At 41.3% G+C, this 17242-nt stretch carries 14 protein-coding genes and 1 rRNA gene; 4 read left to right on the top strand and 11 right to left on the bottom strand.

Annotated features, from left to right (window positions below):
- From B050_RS0117385 to rpmH, 6 genes are all read right to left on the bottom strand, one after another.
- Nucleotides 1-158, bottom strand: a 16S ribosomal RNA gene (locus B050_RS0117385); the annotation flags it as partial.
- 374 nt (nucleotides 159-532) lie between these two features.
- Nucleotides 533-1042, bottom strand: coding sequence for a DUF2480 family protein (locus B050_RS0117395; RefSeq protein WP_018475231.1), 510 nt, complete (start codon nucleotides 1040-1042; stop codon nucleotides 533-535).
- Nucleotides 1039-1728: a tRNA (adenosine(37)-N6)-threonylcarbamoyltransferase complex dimerization subunit type 1 TsaB gene (gene tsaB, locus B050_RS0117400; RefSeq protein WP_018475232.1), complete on the bottom strand. Its 690-nt coding sequence runs from the start codon at nucleotides 1726-1728 to the stop codon at nucleotides 1039-1041. The genes B050_RS0117395 and tsaB overlap by 4 nt, the downstream gene beginning before the upstream one ends.
- Nucleotides 1729-1890: 162 nt before the next feature.
- Entirely contained in the window at nucleotides 1891-3555 is a 1665-nt protein-coding gene (locus tag B050_RS0117405) for a S41 family peptidase (RefSeq protein ID WP_018475233.1), read from the bottom strand.
- Entirely contained in the window at nucleotides 3545-3934 is a 390-nt protein-coding gene (gene rnpA, locus B050_RS0117410; protein ID WP_018475234.1) for a ribonuclease P protein component, read from the bottom strand. The genes B050_RS0117405 and rnpA overlap by 11 nt, the downstream gene beginning before the upstream one ends.
- Before the next feature lie 30 nt (nucleotides 3935-3964).
- Nucleotides 3965-4123 (bottom strand): 50S ribosomal protein L34, encoded by a 159-nt coding sequence (gene rpmH / locus B050_RS23290; protein ID WP_083923300.1) that lies wholly within the window; start codon nucleotides 4121-4123, stop codon nucleotides 3965-3967.
- A 208-nt stretch (nucleotides 4124-4331) separates the two neighbouring features.
- On the opposite strand from rpmH, the gene B050_RS22660 reads away from it, so the two are divergent.
- The gene (locus tag B050_RS22660) at nucleotides 4332-5996 is read left to right on the top strand and encodes a M61 family metallopeptidase (protein ID WP_018475235.1); all 1665 of its coding nucleotides are present in this window, start codon (nucleotides 4332-4334) and stop codon (nucleotides 5994-5996) included.
- A gap of 128 nt (nucleotides 5997-6124) precedes the next feature.
- On the top strand, nucleotides 6125-6568 hold the full coding sequence (locus B050_RS0117420) for a DoxX family protein (RefSeq protein WP_018475236.1): 444 nt from the start codon (nucleotides 6125-6127) through the stop codon (nucleotides 6566-6568).
- A gap of 117 nt (nucleotides 6569-6685) precedes the next feature.
- On the opposite strand, the gene B050_RS0117425 is transcribed toward B050_RS0117420, so the two are convergent.
- From B050_RS0117425 to rplU, 5 genes are all read right to left on the bottom strand, one after another.
- Nucleotides 6686-7411 (bottom strand): LolA-like protein, encoded by a 726-nt coding sequence (locus B050_RS0117425; RefSeq protein WP_157492883.1) that lies wholly within the window; start codon nucleotides 7409-7411, stop codon nucleotides 6686-6688.
- A 9-nt stretch (nucleotides 7412-7420) separates the two neighbouring features.
- Entirely contained in the window at nucleotides 7421-9469 is a 2049-nt protein-coding gene (locus tag B050_RS0117430) for a M16 family metallopeptidase (protein ID WP_026235985.1), read from the bottom strand.
- Between the two features lie 27 nt (nucleotides 9470-9496).
- Complete coding sequence (locus B050_RS0117435) at nucleotides 9497-10828, bottom strand: M16 family metallopeptidase (protein ID WP_018475239.1); 1332 nt, start codon at nucleotides 10826-10828, stop codon at nucleotides 9497-9499.
- A gap of 1254 nt (nucleotides 10829-12082) precedes the next feature.
- Nucleotides 12083-12343 carry a 50S ribosomal protein L27 gene (rpmA, locus tag B050_RS0117440; RefSeq protein WP_018475240.1) on the bottom strand — a complete coding sequence of 87 codons (261 nt, stop codon included), beginning with the start codon at nucleotides 12341-12343 and terminating at the stop codon, nucleotides 12083-12085.
- A gap of 27 nt (nucleotides 12344-12370) precedes the next feature.
- Nucleotides 12371-12682, bottom strand: coding sequence for a 50S ribosomal protein L21 (gene rplU, locus B050_RS0117445; RefSeq protein WP_018475241.1), 312 nt, complete (start codon nucleotides 12680-12682; stop codon nucleotides 12371-12373).
- 1027 nt (nucleotides 12683-13709) lie between these two features.
- On the opposite strand from rplU, the gene B050_RS0117455 reads away from it, so the two are divergent.
- Both B050_RS0117455 and B050_RS0117460 read left to right on the top strand, forming a co-directional pair.
- Complete coding sequence (locus tag B050_RS0117455) at nucleotides 13710-14693, top strand: ribonucleotide-diphosphate reductase subunit beta (RefSeq protein WP_018475243.1); 984 nt, start codon at nucleotides 13710-13712, stop codon at nucleotides 14691-14693.
- Nucleotides 14694-14723: 30 nt separating this feature from the next.
- Nucleotides 14724-17120 (top strand): ribonucleoside-diphosphate reductase subunit alpha, encoded by a 2397-nt coding sequence (locus B050_RS0117460; protein ID WP_018475244.1) that lies wholly within the window; start codon nucleotides 14724-14726, stop codon nucleotides 17118-17120.
- Nucleotides 17121-17242: the final 122 nt, after the last annotated feature.

Genomic DNA, 17242 nt, shown 5'->3' on the forward strand with positions numbered 1-17242 from the left:
GGGTTTCCCCGGGCTATCCCCCTGTAAAGGGTAGGTTGCATACGCGTTACGCACCCGTGCGCCACTCTCATCTTGATAAATCAAGACTACCGTTCGACTTGCATGTATTAGGCCTGCCGCTAGCGTTCATCCTGAGCCAGGATCAAACTCTCCATTGTAAAGTATTATTATTATTGACGAAGTTGTTTTAAAAACAAAACACTTCTTGTTCCTTACCGATCTATTTATATCTCGTCTTACAGTACTTCAATGAACTTTTTCTCTAACATTTTAGAGACTTGTTTCAGGCTTTACCCTGAAAGCGAGTGCAAATATGAGAGGTTTATTTTTAAAAACCAAAAGAAATTTTTAATTTTTTTCGATCTTTTTTCCACCTTACTTATCTGCTGTCAACTTCCCAAAGCAACCTTTTGTTACCTTGTTTCCGAATGGGAATGCAAACATAAGGCTCTTTTTTAAAACTGCCAAATACCCGCTAAACTTTTTGCCTACTTTAGTCATAAATTCCTCATTTCAAGGAAAATAAAATTCATTATTCTTTTGGCTTCTTATAAATCGGCACCGTACTACATGGCTCTCCATACATGATAGACTTCGAAATCCCCTTCAAAACCCTAGTGATTTGACCATAAGCATACATTGGAACAGGTAATTTACTGCAGCCCTTTACCACCACCGGCTTATCCTTATACTCCATTACATCCAAACCCATAAGCGCCTTCTGAAATAAAGCCTGCTCCAAACCATCTAAATCTCCTACCACTAGCTCCTTAGCCACTCCCTCCAAATAGGAAACCACCAACATATAAGCCCAAGTAGGGATGATCGCATCAGTACTACAGGTCACCGCTACCAGCTTCCCCTCATACTCCTCCCAGCTCATCTCCTTTAAGGCCTTCCGGAAATCCTTCTCCCTAAGAACTAAGCCTTGAAACAAATATTCTTTCAAATCAAATACCGCTCTTTCCCCCGGAACATATAATTCCTCTAGGTCTATCGTCACCAATGGGCTATTCGCTACTCTATTTATTATCTCAGTCATTGTGCTAATGGATTTTTCTTCGACTTTAAAACCTTAAATTCTTTCAAGTAGTTCGGCTCAAAATAAGCAAGATCCACAAATTGCCCCTTTTTATATTTCTCAAATGCCAATTCACCTATAGCCACTGCTGAATTGGTAAGTGGTAAATATCGGGCATGATCATGCCTTAATACCTCCTGAACCTTTGCTACTCCATCCCCCACAAAGAATACCCTTCCTACTGCCAGGTATTCAGCGAAGGAATTTTCATCTATTATAACTGGTGCCAATGGCTCGAGTTCCTGAAGTGCTGCATCGACTACCTTGGCATACACTTCCATCCTTCTAGCATCTATCATGGGGATCACCACATCCCCCTCCTCCAAAAAAGGTCTGGCCCTCTGAGCCAGGCCTTCCAGCGTCCCCACTCCTATCAAGGGCAAGCCATGAGCAAATGCCAGTCCCTTTGCGGTGGACACTCCTATTCTTAGCCCCGTATAGGACCCAGGACCCTCTGAGACAGCAATAGCACTCAGCTCCTTCACAGTAAGCCCCAGACCTGTCAATAAACTGTCTATCAGAGGTAGCAATTTCTGCGCATGGATATTGGCTTGATGCACCTCCAACAGACCTTCCAGCTGCCCATCCTTATGCACCGCTACTGAGCATACAGACACAGCAGTTTCTATAGACAATATTAATCCCATATCTCTTTATTTTTTCTATATACAAACACTGAACGCACCAAAAGTAAAAAACTCCTCCCTAAACAAAATATCAGGAAGGAGTTTCATGAAAATATCTTCAATATCATTTTAAGGATTCCTCCTACACGATCACCAAGGTATCCCTATACCTTGCCTGAACGATTACTTAGAAGCATGTCTAGGATCAAGGATAGAATGGTACTCTGAAGTGGACTGGAGAATCTCCACCGCCTTAGCTATCTCGGCATCCTGATCTAATGAAGCCTCTATCACCCCTCCCTCATAATAATACCTTGAAACTACCTCATCCTTGATCGCTTCTCTAATTTCCTCTTTGAAAGATATCAAATCTTGCTCCTTATTATGGCTTACGCTTTTCTTTAGGGAATCAATCTCATTTTTGATATCATCAAAATACTTCTCCTCCTTGGCATAAGCCTCCAGATCCTCAATGGTCTTTTCTACTCTTGTGATATAATCATATTCTTTCCCATCTAGCCAATTCACAAATTCCGAATACATCTTATCATCCACCTCAAATTCCCTGGGTGAAGGAATGGACTCATGCTGATAATAGAAGTCATTTACAAACTCAAACACAAGGCTTCTTGCGACCAAACTATAGGTAATAGGTGCGTAGCTTTTGGCCTCTACTATTTCATCCGGCATAATCCCCTCCCCATCATAAACGGTTCGGCCATTTTTGGTGGAAAATTTCTGCCTTAATGAATCCGCCATGGTGGTGGCATTCCCAAGGTCATCACGATGGCTATAATCCAACTCCTGAATACACCTCCCACTTGGGATATAATACTTGGCCGTGGTGACTTTCACCTGAGCATTATATGAAAGTGGCACGGTACTTTGGACTAGGCCTTTTCCGAAGGTCTTCCTCCCCACCAATACTGCACGATCATAATCCTGGAGAGCGCCAGAGACGATCTCCGAGGCGGAGGCGGAGCGTTCATTTACTAACACTGCTATTGGAATATTCTTATCCACCGGCGAGCTATTGGTTTTATAGGTGGTATTAGCATCTTCAAGCTTACCTTTGGTCTGCACCACTTCTTTTCCTTTAGGAATAAAAAGACCTACTATATCAATGGCTTCATTTAGGATCCCTCCTGGATTATCTCTGATATCCAGAATTAATTTCTTAGCTCCCTTTTCCTTTAACTGGATAAGGGCTTTGCGAACATCATCCCCTGCATTAGTAGTGAAGTCGGAGAGCTTGATATAGCCTACCTCCTGATTGATCATGCCATAATATGGCACATTGCCGATGACGATTTTCCTTCGGGTAATATCAAAGGTGAGGGTATCCTGATTACGCTTTACCTTAACGGAGACCTCTGTATTGGCAGGGCCTTTTAGCAGGGCAGAAATATCCGAGGTGGCCAGGTCTATCACATTTGTGGTATCCACAGTAAGCAGCTCATCCCCGATCCTAAGGCCTGAGCTTTCGGCAGGAAAGTCTTTATAAGGCATTAAAATCATATTCTTCCCAAGCCTATTACCTATAAGGGCGCCCACACCACCATACTCACCAGTGGTCATGGTTCTGAAATCTTCCGATTCTTCCTCAGGAATATAAGTGGTATAAGGGTCGAGCTTTTGCAGCATGGCATTGATACCGACGGTCACGAGCTCATCAGGGTCTATTTCATCCACATAAAAGGAATCTAGCTCTCGTATGAGCGAGGCGAAAATATCCAGGTTTTTGGCAATAAGGAAAAGCTTATCGTTTTTGGTGGTAAATGAAACCAATAATCCGCCAGCTACAATTAGCGCCACAAAAAAAGCTGCTATTTTAGTTCTATTCTTCATTATCCTTGATGTTTTTTTTAGACCCATCTGTAAGCTTAACGAGGACCTTCTGGATTTTCTTTTGAATGGTAGGGAAATCCTCTATATCAGATGACACATACACGAAAGCTATTACTTTTTTCCCGCTTTTGCCATCTTGCAACAAGGATTTATTAAGCCTGTAGGCTTCACGAATCCGCCGCTTGAGGAGATTCCTGCTCACTGCCTTGCGGTGTTTTCTTTTGGACACAGAAAAAAGTACCTGATTCACAGTCGCTTCAGGTTGGTCCAGGCTTATAACCTTAAATGGATATAAAAAAAAAGAGGAACCTTTATCAAAAAGTTCCTTTATTAACTTTTTAGAATGTAATCGTTCATTCTTTGGAAGCCTATAATTCATATTGAGCAAGGCATCAAAAGGCAAAACGAATTACTTCTTAAGTGTTTTCTCAGAAGATACAGATAGCTTATGTCTACCTTTAGCTCTTCTGGCCTTTAGTACTTTTCTACCATTAGGAGACGCCATTCTCTCCCTGAATCCGTGCTTATTTCTTCTTTTTCTGCGAGAAGGTTGGAATGTTCTTTTCATGATCGTTTAATTTTTAACCAGCTGACCGAGTAACCTAAATGCCGTTAGCATTCTCTTACGCCTTCACTACTGACTTATGAATACTTTTTTTACCGCTTTTCTTATTTCCCTTTTTCAGTAACATCCGAAAAGGACTGCAAAGATAACTACGTTTTTTTTATTTACAAATCAGTGGCTTACTTTTGTTTAAAGCAAAGCACCAAACTATATGAAATATCTGATCTCTAGAAATAATCCCGCAAGCCAATTTGTCCAGCTCCAGCTTAGCCTTATCTGCCAAAAAGACGAGAAGATAAGCCTCACGCTCCCCTCTTGGAGGCCTGGAAGGTACGAAATAACCGATTACGCTCAAAAAATTAGAGGCTTCAAAATCTCCTTCCTAAATAAAAATATCCCCTCAAAAAAAATTAGTAAAAATAGATGGGAATTTCACGCCCCTCAGGAAGGCCTCTATTCCATAAGCTATGAATTCCATGCTTCCCAAATGGATGCCGGTGGATCCTGGTCTGATGATCAGCAATTGTACCTGAATTTTATCAACTGCATTTACTCCATCTCTGGAAGGGAAACTATGCCTATAGCCATAGACTTTGAGCTGCCTGCGGAAATGGAAATCGCCACCGCCCTCCCTAGAACTGCACTCCATCAATTTACCGCAAGGGACTTCCAACATCTGGTGGATAGCCCGGTCATTGCCTCCAGCCACCTTCAGCATTATAGCTATCAAGTCGCTAATAGCAATTTCCACCTGTGGTTTTTGGGCGAAATTCATTTTGATGTCCCCACATTAATTAATCAATTTGAAGCGTTTACTAAGCGACAGATTGAAGCTTTCGGAGAATTCCCCTCCACCGATTATCATTTCCTATACCAACTGCTGCCTTATAAGCATTATCATGGTGTGGAGCATCAGCATTCCACGGTGATTACCTTTGGCCCGGCCAAATCATTAAGCCAAAAAGACCAAATCGACGAACTGTTTGGCGTGAGTTGCCATGAATTATACCACTTTTGGAATGTCTGTAGAATCAGACCAGTAGAAATGCTTCCCTATGATTTTAGCAAAGAGGTATATTTCGACACAGGATTTGTGGCGGAAGGTGTCACTACTTATTTGGGTGATTTATACCTTTTGAAATCTGGCTATTTCTCCCTCCGTGACTACCTGAAAAATATGGAAGCCCAGCTGCAGCGAGAATTTGAGGCTTATGGCTGGCAGAACTACTCCATCGCGGAATCCAGCTTTGACCTTTGGCTGGATGGGTATAAGCAGGGTATTCCCGACCGTAAGGTCAGTATTTATAATCGTGGCGCCCTCCTGGCCATTACGCTTGATCTGATGCTTCTGGAACAGGGTAGCTCGCTGGAGCAGGTGATGAAGTCTATGTGGGAGAATTATGGCAAGGTAAATCAAGGCTATTCCATGGAGGATTTTAAGCAGATTGTTTCCAAGGCCTATCGGGATGACCGGACGATAGACCAGTTTTTTGATAAGTTTATTTATGGGACCGACGATATTTTACCCCAGCTCTGCACGGGTTTAGATAGTTTAAATATTAGCTTGAAAATTCAAGCTCATCCAGATCGTTGGGCTTCCTCTTATGGCCTGAAAATCTCTGCTGAGGGCCAGGTCCTGAAAATCCATCCGCAGTCTCCTGCTTACAAACTATTGATGCAGGGGGATATCATCACCACTGTAAATGGAGAAGCTTTCTCAGAGGCAACCGCCATCTCTGAGGACCTCTCTATGGAGGTATTGCGCTATGGAAGACACATTCAACTCCAGCTCCCCACTTCTTCGGAGGTTTATTATCATGAATATCTACTCATCGATGGACCTATAAACGAAAAAAGGGCATTATGGCAAAAGTAAAAAACATATCCCTTTGAATAGCAATGATATAAGAGTTTAATTTTGTAAATTAACTGAACGCTTTCTTTACAGGGGAATCTCTGTGGAGTGAGTTTTCATTTAAATTTCCAATTCTAAACCCAAAAGCCATGGAATACATCACAAAATTAGAAATGTGGGCGGATAGTCATCATCCTCGATGGATTGACTTTATTCGAATTGCGCTTGGACTATTTATATTTTATAAGGGGATTTTGTTCATTTCTAATACAGGGGCTTTAATGGAGCTTATGAGCAATAATGATTTGCAGTTCTTCAATTTGGCGTTAGCTCATTATGTCGCTTTTGCACACCTGGTAGGAGGTATTATGATCGCCACTGGCCTATTGACCCGATTTGCGATTATCTTCCAAATCCCCATACTACTGGGAGCGGTGTTCTTTATCAATATCAATTCAGGATTCCTTTCAGCTTCCAATAATCTGGAGTTTGAGCTTTCTTTATCAGTACTGATTCTCTTGTGTGTATTCTTATTTTATGGCTCAGGCAAGTTTTCCATGGACCATTGGATGAGTGAGCATCCCAACTGGTAATAAACATAAAAAGGGCTGCAGATCAATAATCCGCAGCCCTTTTCTTAGATGGTAATCACGAATTGCCTCTTTTCAAAATCCTTCAATTGACACTTTGAAAATTCGGCAAAGCAGTGATTATTCAAACATTTCGTCTGTCAATTCCTGATTGAATTTCACCGTCTGAATGAAAGCCTCCATAGGCATAGGCATCATGGAATTGGAAATAACCATTTTGGTAGGAATCATCAGTCCTTCTCTTTCTTCGTAATTCAGGTACTCGATGGTGCCCGCAAGCTCAGAAACGGTCTTGATTTTCAAACCGGTCTCTTCACTGTAATATTCGTAGGTTTCGGTTCCATTCCCATCCTCGATCAATAACTTATGGGATTTCACGCCTTCCTCTTCCTCTAAACCAGCGTAGGTAACGGTATAGCCCAGATCTTCATAATAAAGCTCTGGAAACACATAGGTTTGGCTCTTCATGGTCTTCAACTGGTCTTCAGTCAAAGCCTGCTCTTGCCCCATACTTATGATTTTACCTTTACCATCCTTGATGATGGTCTTTGCTACTTGGTCACCATTCATTTCAGTGACATTGAGCAGCCTGTTATTTTCCTGATCCGTCACTGATTTGACGATCAACTTCATACCTTGGATTTCGGTCTCCATGGTCATCTGCATGTTTTTAATAGCAGAAACTCTTTCTAAGCCTCCTGCGGCTTTTATATACTTATCCACCACAGACTTCACGGTCGCCTCCTGGCGGTATTCTATAGTCGCTGAATTATACTCAAACCCCTCCTTTGCCTGCACTGAGCTGATCATCAGCGCCGCAGTCATTGTGAAAATCACCTTCTTCATATTTATTAATTATTTAAAATTTTCATCATTCATTTCCACATTCAGTTCCAGGCTCTCCACTGTGGTATTGAGTGGCATTGGAATCATGGACGTCTTCACCACCATGCTCATTGGATAGCGTATCCCTTGGCGCTCTTGGTAGTCATTATAATTGATATCGCCTGTTTTTTCATTTTCACTCTTTATCTTCAGGCCAGACTCCACACTGTAATAGTTCACCGTGGTCGCCCCAGTAGGATTATTCACGATCACCTTATAGGCATCCTGTCCATCCACATCCTTCACCCCATCCAGTGTCAAGGTGTACATCAAGGACTCATAGTGAGCTTCGGGAAAGACAAACATATTCATTTTCACTTCTTCAAATTGCTCGTCGGTAAGCTCTTTTTCCTGGCCCATCCCTGAGATCTTTCCTTTATTATCGGCCAAGGTGGTGGTCGATACCACATTCCCTAACATCTCTACGGTCTGAGCATAGCGACTTTTTGCTTCATCATGGTAAGAAGTCATTTTGATTTTCTGACCTTGGATCTCCGCATTCATCACAACTTTTGCCGTCTTAATAGCTTCCACAGCCTCCTGACCTCCTATGGCTGTCAGATAGTTTGAGATGACTTTTTCGGCCGTCATATCAGCATCCACCATCTCCATCTCACGAGCAGGATCACCCCAGATATCATATTCCTGAACGGCCCCTATAGCTTCCAGCTTATCTTTGATCTCAGCGCCATTGCCCACCACAGTTATATACATATTATCCGGGTGAATATACTTCGACGCTGCGGCATTGATATCCTCTACCGAAAGTGCACTTAAACGCTGCAAATAGGTCTTATAGAAATCCTTTGGCAGACCATATCGCTCAATATTTATAGCAAAATTGGCTAAAGTCGATGGGCTCTCCAGCGATCGACCAAAACTACCACTCAAACTGGCTTTGGCAGATTCCAGCTCATGCGCTGTAACTCCTGAAGCCTTGATTTTTGCAATCTCGCTTACTAATTCATTTACTGCTGAGTCGGTGACTTCTGTACGTACCGAGGCTTCTGCGGAGAAACTAGTCACATATCGATCAGTGCCAATGCTACTGTATGCGCCATAAGTGTATCCCTTGTCTTCCCGAAGATTCATAAATAGTCGTGAAGAAGATCCACCACCCAGGATATAATTCAATACACGGGCTTTTAGGTAGTCAGGATTATCAATGCTCATCTCCACCGGATAGGTGATATTGATCACCGACTGAACAGAGGATGACCGATCAACCAAGGCGACCTGACGTCCCTCTGGTGAGGCAGGAATTGGAACATCCTTTTGAGATACTTCACCCTTTTCCCATCCAGAAAAATGAGCTTTCACTACTTTCTCTGCTTCTTCTTTGGTAATATCGCCCACGATGGCCAGATAAGAGATATTAGGCTTAAAGTAAGTTTCATAATACTCTCTGATATCATTGACATTCACATTCTGCAAACTAGCTTCAGTTTCTATTTCTCCATAGGGATGATCCGCTCCGAAATCCAGCTTAGCTGCCAATCGGCTACTTATGGCATCAGGATTATCCTTGCTTGTAGCTAGCGCAGTTAGCGACTGCTTCTTTAGCTTGTCGAGCTCCTCCTCAGGGAAGACCGGGTTAAACATCACATCTGACATCAAGGTCAATATCTTTTCTTGGTGCTTCTTCAGCGAGGAGCCATACATGGAAGTAGAGCCCGCGCGCAAGGTAGCTCCAATGAAATCTACCTCTTCATCTAATTCTTCTTTGGTTCTATTGGTCGTCCCCGCCATCAGCATCTGACCAACGAAGCCGGTCATACCTGCTTTATCCTTTTCAAGTATTGGTTTTCTATCAATGACCAGAGAAAAAGTCACGCGTGGTAGCTTGTGATTTTCCACTACAAAAACCTTAAGACCATTATCCAAGGTAAAGGTCGCTGGATCATCCAGCTCAATGGTCGGTGCCGGTCCAGGTTCAGGATAATTGCTCCTATCCACCTGAGCCATACTCACAGCCGATATGGCCATGCAAAACATAAAATATATAAGTATCTTTTTCATGAGTCTGTTCTTAATCAGGGTTCAAAATTACTGCTTCGATTCTGCAGGTTTAGGCAAATAATATAAAACAACTCTGCCATCAAGAGTTAAATACTTATTCGCAACCCTCTTCAAGTCATCACGGGTCACTTCTCTGTATTTTTCTAGCTCCATATTGATCTGATTGGTATTTCCATAAAAAACATAGGACTGAGCCAGGTTCCCTGCGATCCCATCCAAAGAGGAATTACCACTCACCACATCATTTTCAATAATATTCTGAAGTTTCTGAAAATCCTCCTCAGAAACTCCCTCCTGCTGAACCTGTCTGATTAGTACATCAATTTCTTTTTCCAAGTCTTCGGCTTGTACGCCCATATTGGCGATTCCATACATGATGAAAATACCACCATCTTCCAAATCTAGAGGAATAGCTGCCACCGCCAACGCCTTCTGCTGCTTATCGACCAGCTCTTTGGTCATCAGGGAGGAGTTGCCACCAGTAAGGTAGGTACTCAACATATCCATGGCATAGGAATCCTTATCGGTTTTAGGAGGTAAATTATACGCTTGGATAACTGCTGGAATCTGGATATTATCATAGATCACATCTCTAATTTCCGCCGTCTTCTTAGGCTCCACTATACTTGGGCGATAGATTTCCTTCTGTCCTTTAGGAATATCAGCAAAATACTCCTTCACCCATTCCTCCGTTTGCTTATAATCTATATCTCCGGCTATCGTCAGTGTGGCGTTATTCGGTACATAAAACTCCTTATAGAAATCCATAAACTCCTGCAAAGAAGCCGCGTTTAGGTGATCGAGTGAGCCGATAGGGGCCCATTGGTATGGGTGCTCCGAATAAGCTCTTAAGAGGGTCTCAGGCAAAATCGTCCCGTACGGCTGATTGTCATAGCGCTGGCGCTTCTCTTCCTTCACCACTTCTCTTTGGGTATCCACGCCGATCTGATCAATCTTGGCATGCAGCATTCGTTCACTTTCCATATATAGAGCTATTTCCAACTTATTGGACGGAAGCGTCTCGTAATAATAGGTGATATCATTGCTGGTATAGGCATTGAGCGTGCCTCCTTCAGATTGGATTTTCTTCATATATTCACCTCTGCCAATATTCTCACTTCCTTCAAATAATAAATGCTCAAAGAAGTGGGCAAAGCCTGTTCTCTCCGGATCCTCATTCTTTGATCCTACATGATAGAGAACTGAGGTGACCACGATAGGCGTGGTATTGTCCTTATGCATGATCACATGCAGCCCGTTGTCTAGCGTAAACTCCTTGAATTCAATGGAGTTTTGGGCTATTGCTGGCACTGACAACATTCCAGCAAAGGCCAATGCCAAAAAACTAGATTTTTTCATACTTGGGTTGTTTAATTTTTTAGGTGGGTCAATAGATAGTATAAACCCACTAAAAGAAATTTAGTTTTATAATTATAATTCTTAATACCTATTGCCATTGCTTACAGGCCATGACTTCTGCTTAAGCTTGCTCCCAAAGATAAGGGAGGAAAGCCTATTTAATAATTAATAAAAATTGTAAGGTACCCTGCAAGGCTAGATTCTCTGCCAGGAAACCCTGCTTCTGGACGTACTATTTATCCATTGCCTTCTGAGCAATACCCTAGAAGAGACTTCTATTCTTTACTTTTATTTATTGTGTTAAGTTCGCCAAAGATAAATGTATTTTTTCTTACCTAAACAAACAAGTTTATTGAATGATAAATGATTGCACTCAGAATTCCCTGTGGTATTTCAGATATTATTTACCAAAAACAAACATTAATATATAGGACAAGGCGGTAAATCCTTAGTATCGCTAGACTCGAAAACTATAGAGAAATCATATGGAAGAGGGTCGGATATAAGATGTAAAGGAAATGAGAAGGATTTTGAAAGGGCTATTTTATATCCACTGGGTGGACAAAAAGAAAGGGATACACCACACATGTATCCCTTCTGACGTTAATCAACACGAGAATAAAAAAATCACCAACATAGTAATGAAAAAATAAAATCTTGATCTAAATCAGTTAGGCATTTTAACAATATTGATGCCAAAGCCTACTTTCGATTTACAAAGCTTTTCGTTCTATCAATTCCAATATGCAAATCGAATTATCAGTCCTTATTCGGGTACGCTAATGATACTTGCTGGTCTGCTATTTTATTATATGGTTGAATAACAATTGCAATGAACAATAAAAATTAAAATAAAACAAGTAAAAAAGAAACAAACATCTCATTATCGTAAATAAACAACTCAAATAACGAGTGAGGTGGATTTACAATCATGACTGAGTAAAAAGAAAAACTCAGATCAGAGTATGAGCTGCTCAGCAGGTACAAAAATTGGGAAATTTAAAGCACGCCGAATACACTCTCACCAAGTGGTGGGACCATTCCCTAATTTCACTCTCTAAAAAATTATGATCCATGGATCTAATTATAAAGCGGACAGAAAGAACCATAAAATCCTATATGCGATCGGGAAGCGCTATTACAGTAGATACGGATAGGGCTATAATCCTCAAAAATCAAGAAGAGTAAAACAACAAAAAGCCGTCCCCAATAAAGGAGACGGCTTTTTTTGTAATAACAAATATTGTTAAAATCTTATGCTTCTGCAGGAACTACACTTACATAAGATCTACCATCATGTCTTTTTTTGAATTCCACGTTGCCATCAGCTACAGCGAACAAAGTATGGTCTTTACCAACTTTCACGTTAAGTCCAGCGTGATGTTTGGTTCCTCTTTGTCTTACGATGATGTTTCCAGAAATTACAGCTTCTCCACCGAATTTCTTCACACCAAGACGCTTACTATGGGATTCTCTACCGTTTTTAGAACTACCTACACCTTTCTTGTGAGCCATAATTGTAATGTTTTAGACTGTAAATAATTACAGTGCGATGTTTTCAATAAGTAATTTAGTAAACTCTTGTCTGTGACCGTTTTTCTTTTTGTAACCTTTTCTTCTTTTCTTTTTGAAGACGATTACTTTGTCACCTTTTACGTGGCCAAGAATTTTTCCTGTCACCGTAGCACCTGATAATAATGGTGCTCCTACCGATATGGTACCGTTGTCATCTGCCAACAATACTTGATCGAACTCAACGGAAGCGTCAATATCGCCTTGCAACTTAGGTGCATAAACGTACTGATCTTTAGTTACTTTGAACTGCTTTCCTGCTATGTTAACTATTGCGTACATACTAAGAACTTTTATCAAATTTTGAGGTGCAAATATACGGAGCTTTTTTATAAGTAAAAACTTTCACTTATAAATATTAATGAAATTCATCAAATCACCCCCCATACCCGCTGATATATTAGCCTGCAAAAGTACGACACAGTTCCTTCATAAACAAGCATTTACCCCTAAACTCTACCTATATGCCTGCCTTTATCCATGACCCGCCCTACCCTTTGGTCTCTAAGGGCAGGGGGCTATTTCTTACTATATATATATGTGTACTCCATCTCTACCTATATAGAATAAACCCCAGATTACTGCCAGTTGCGGGTAGGCGGGTAACGATTCTAATCTCTGTCAGGCATTGCCTCTGCTGGTACAGGTCAGGTAAACCATAAGGCTTAAGGAAATAAATCGTTTTTCAGTCCTTCCGACTGTCTCAGACTGATAAGGCAAACCAAGATAAGCCATGGCCTAAGCTAACGCCGGAGAAGTGGGTAGCTTATGGCTAGATTCCACCAATAAGGAAAGAGCAGTTGCTAGAGCCTGAGGCATTTTGACACAATTAATAATATTTCAGATAATCCTTGGATTTGTTTAGAATTTGAAAATCAAACAGTTGATTGCTTTCCACTATGATAATGAATTAAGTCATTGAATATCAGCCAATTTGATCCCTATACAAGTATTGACTATTGGTCAAAAATCACTTGAATAAGGGTCGTGGGAAAATAATTCAAGTTTTTTCACCCCCTCTCAGGAGGCCTATTATGGCTGTTTTAATAGAATATTAACTTTAATTTAACATAGGTTACCTATTGGTTTATAGATTATTATGCGTAATTTGACTATCGGTCAATGAGCCAGGTAACTAAGGATTTGGGGTTTCATTTTTACAAAATTGTTGGTCATCTTTGTTGTACGGCTCTGAAAAAAAGTGGTGAAACCATCAAGGAAATAACCTAGTCACAAAGTTACAAGAAAGTGATTAAGGGCCTAAAAATTGATAATAAGTAATAGTTAAATAAAAAACTTAAACGACATAATGCAAAAACCGGAACCTATATTAGAACAAGGAGATAATAGCAGATTTGTTTTATTTCCGATTCAGCACGATGACATTTGGGAATATTATAAGAAGGCAGAGGCGAGTTTTTGGACAGCAGAGGAGATTGACCTGGGTCAGGATCTCAAGGACTGGAAGAACCTTACCAATGATGAGAGGCACTTCATATCACATGTATTGGCGTTTTTTGCGGCAAGTGATGGGATTGTAAACGAAAACCTCGCCGAACACTTCGTAGCTGAGGTTCAATATACCGAGGCCAAATTCTTTTATGGCTTCCAGATTGCGATGGAAAACATCCATTCCGAAACCTACAGTCTCCTAATTGACACTTATATCAAGGACTCCAAGGAGCGTGACACTTTATTCAATGCCATCGAGCATTTGGATTGTGTAAAGAAGAAGGCAGATTGGGCATTACGTTGGATAGATGAAGGAAACTTCCAAGAGAGACTTATAGCATTTGCAGCAGTAGAGGGAATTTTCTTTTCCGGTTCATTCTGTTCTATATTCTGGCTAAAGAAGCGAGGCCTAATGCCAGGTCTTACTTTCTCCAATGAGTTAATCTCCCGTGACGAAGGCTTACACTGTGACTTTGCATGTCACCTTTACACTAGGCACGTGGCCAACACATTACCAAAAGAAACAGTATCGATGATTATTCAGGATGCTGTAAATATTGAAAAAGAATTTGTTACAGACGCATTGCCTGTAAGGTTGATCGGCATGAATGCTGATTTAATGTGTCAATATATAGAATTTGTAGCCGACAGGCTATTACTAGAATTAGGCTGTGAGAAGGTATGGAACAGTACTAATCCGTTTGATTTTATGGACATGATCTCTCTACAGGGCAAAACCAACTTCTTCGAAAAGCGTGTTGGCGACTATCAAAAAGCTGGGGTCATGAAGGGCAAAGATGCCTCAGATTCATCGAAGTTCTCTGTTGAAGAGGACTTTTAACTATTCATCACCACCAAAATCCAAGTTAGCATGTTAGTAATTAAAAGAGACGGAAGAAGAGAGTCTGTCCGATTTGACAAAATCACCACCCGAATAGAGAATCTCTGTGAGAACCTAGACGGAAGATATATACACCCTATCGAAGTCGCCAAGAAGGTGATTGACGGCTTATACGATGGTGTGACCACGACTGAGCTAGACAATCTTGCTGCTGAAGTATCCGCGTCCATGACCGTTCAGCATCCGGATTATGCTATTCTAGCCGCCCGTATCGCTATTTCGAACCTACATAAGACCACAAGTAAGTCTTTTTCTAATACCATGAAAAGGCTTTATACTTATGTAAATCCTAAGACTGGCGACAATGCAGCCCTGATCGCACCTGACGTGTATGGTGTAGTAAAGAAGCATGCCGCTCAGTTAGATGCAGCTATAGATTATAAAAAAGATTTCAACTACGATTTCTTTGGCTTCAAGACATTGGAGAGAAGTTATCTTATCAAACTTGATGATAAAGTAGTAGAAAGACCTCAACATATGTTGATGAGAGTGGCCATTGGTATTCACAAAGAGGATATTGATGCCGCTATCGAAACTTACAATTTACTATCCGAAAAGTGGTTTACACATGCCACTCCTACCCTCTTCAATGCGGGTACGCCTAAACCGCAGCTATCTTCTTGCTTCCTGCTAACGATGAAAGATGATAGTATCGACGGCATCTATGATACCCTAAAGCAATGTGCTAAAATATCTCAGTCTGCTGGTGGAATCGGACTATCTATCCATAATGTAAGAGCAAAAGGTTCCTATATCCGTGGCACCAATGGAGTTTCCAACGGAATTGTCCCTATGCTTAGAAACTTTGACATGACCGCAAGGTATGTCGATCAGGGTGGTGGAAAGAGAAAAGGAAGCTTTGCCATCTATCTGGAACCATGGCATGCAGACATCAAGGACTTCTTAGAATTGAAGAAGAACCATGGTAAGGAAGAGATGCGGGCAAGAGATTTATTCTATGCGTTATGGATTTCGGATTTATTCATGAAGCGAGTAGAAGCCAATGAAGATTGGTCACTTTTCTGCCCTCACGAAGCTCCCGGCCTTTCGGATTGCTATGGTGAAGAGTTCGAGAAATTGTATGTAAAATACGAGAAAGAAGGAAGAGCTAGAGAAACGATCAAAGCTCAAGAGCTATGGTTTGAAGTGCTGGAATCTCAAATTGAGACTGGCACACCGTATATGCTCTATAAGGATGCAGCCAATGGCAAGTCCAACCAGAAAAACTTAGGTACTATCAAGTCTTCCAACCTCTGTACAGAGATCATGGAATACACTGCTCCTGATGAAGTGGCAGTATGTAACCTCGCTTCTATCGCCTTACCGAAGTTCATCAAGGTGGACAGCAGTGGTAAGAGGTCTTTTGATCACCAGAAGCTATATGAAATCACCAAGGTGGTAACGAGAAACCTGAATAAGGTAATCGATATCAACTATTATCCAGTGGAAGAAGCCAAAAAGTCTAACTTCCGTCACCGACCTATTGGTATAGGTGTACAGGGTTTGGCTGATGCCTTTATCCTTTTAAGGATGCCGTTTGACTCCGACGAAGCAGCACAGCTGAACGAGGATATATTCGAGACCATCTATTATGGATCTATGGAAACCTCCATGGAGCTAGCCAAGGTCAATGGAACCTACGAGACCTACGAAGGTTCTCCAGTTTCTCAAGGCCAATTCCAGTTTGACTTATGGAATGTGACTCCTAAGTCCAATCGATGGAACTGGTCAGAGCTGAAAGAGAAGGTAGCTAAATATGGCGTTAGGAATTCACTTCTAGTGGCTCCAATGCCAACTGCGTCCACCTCTCAGATTCTGGGTAATAATGAATGTTTCGAACCTTATACTTCAAACATCTACACCAGAAGAACACTTTCAGGAGAATTTGTGGTGGTGAATAAGCACCTGATGAAAGACCTCATCAGACTTGGCCTATGGACAGACACGATGAAAAATAGATTGATCGCTGCCAATGGATCTGTACAGGACATGCCGGATGTTCCTCAAAACATCAAGGACCTGTATAAGACGGTATGGGAGATTTCTCAGAAAGTAGTCATCAATATGGCCGCAGATCGTGGTGCATACATCTGCCAATCTCAAAGTATGAACGTATTCATGCAAGAGCCTAATTTTGGAAAACTTACCTCTATGCATTTCTATGCTTGGAAAAAGGGTCTCAAAACAGGGATGTATTACCTTAGGTCTAAAGCCGCTACCAGTGCGATCCAATTTACAGTGGATAAATCAAACCTTCAGAGCTCGCAGCCTGCGCAAATTGAAGACAAGCCGGTAAAATCTCAGAATCAAGACGCTATAGCTTGCTCCCTCGACAATCCTGATGATTGTGAAATGTGTGGAAGTTAATGAGTCACAACTCATAAATAGACGAAGCCCAGGAAGATATTTCTGGGCTTTTTCTTTTTTTCGCCCTCCTGGAGGGCAAAAGCAAGTATAGCATAAAAAATAAATTTACATTAATCAACACT

The sequence above is a fragment of the Echinicola pacifica DSM 19836 genome (assembly GCF_000373245.1).
Taxonomy (GTDB): Bacteria; Bacteroidota; Bacteroidia; order Cytophagales; family Cyclobacteriaceae; genus Echinicola; species Echinicola pacifica.

What these genes read in the sequence shown, in the direction of transcription:
- B050_RS0117435 (WP_018475239.1), bottom strand. Translation starts at nt 10,828, where the DNA reads ATGAAAAAATCTAGTTTTTTGGCATTGGCCTTTGCTGGAATGTTGTCA.
- B050_RS0117425 (WP_157492883.1), bottom strand. Translation starts at nt 7,411, where the DNA reads ATGAAGAAGGTGATTTTCACAATGACTGCGGCGCTGATGATCAGCTCA.
- B050_RS0117455 (WP_018475243.1), top strand. Translation starts at nt 13,710, where the DNA reads ATGCAAAAACCGGAACCTATATTAGAACAAGGAGATAATAGCAGATTT.
- tsaB (WP_018475232.1), bottom strand. Translation starts at nt 1,728, where the DNA reads ATGGGATTAATATTGTCTATAGAAACTGCTGTGTCTGTATGCTCAGTA.
- rpmA (WP_018475240.1), bottom strand. Translation starts at nt 12,343, where the DNA reads ATGGCTCACAAGAAAGGTGTAGGTAGTTCTAAAAACGGTAGAGAATCC.
- B050_RS0117405 (WP_018475233.1), bottom strand. Translation starts at nt 3,555, where the DNA reads ATGAAGAATAGAACTAAAATAGCAGCTTTTTTTGTGGCGCTAATTGTA.
- B050_RS0117460 (WP_018475244.1), top strand. Translation starts at nt 14,724, where the DNA reads ATGTTAGTAATTAAAAGAGACGGAAGAAGAGAGTCTGTCCGATTTGAC.
- B050_RS0117420 (WP_018475236.1), top strand. Translation starts at nt 6,125, where the DNA reads ATGGAATACATCACAAAATTAGAAATGTGGGCGGATAGTCATCATCCT.
- rplU (WP_018475241.1), bottom strand. Translation starts at nt 12,682, where the DNA reads ATGTACGCAATAGTTAACATAGCAGGAAAGCAGTTCAAAGTAACTAAA.
- B050_RS0117395 (WP_018475231.1), bottom strand. Translation starts at nt 1,042, where the DNA reads ATGACTGAGATAATAAATAGAGTAGCGAATAGCCCATTGGTGACGATA.
- rpmH (WP_083923300.1), bottom strand. Translation starts at nt 4,123, where the DNA reads ATGAAAAGAACATTCCAACCTTCTCGCAGAAAAAGAAGAAATAAGCAC.
- B050_RS22660 (WP_018475235.1), top strand. Translation starts at nt 4,332, where the DNA reads ATGAAATATCTGATCTCTAGAAATAATCCCGCAAGCCAATTTGTCCAG.
- B050_RS0117430 (WP_026235985.1), bottom strand. Translation starts at nt 9,469, where the DNA reads ATGAAAAAGATACTTATATATTTTATGTTTTGCATGGCCATATCGGCT.
- rnpA (WP_018475234.1), bottom strand. Translation starts at nt 3,934, where the DNA reads ATGAATTATAGGCTTCCAAAGAATGAACGATTACATTCTAAAAAGTTA.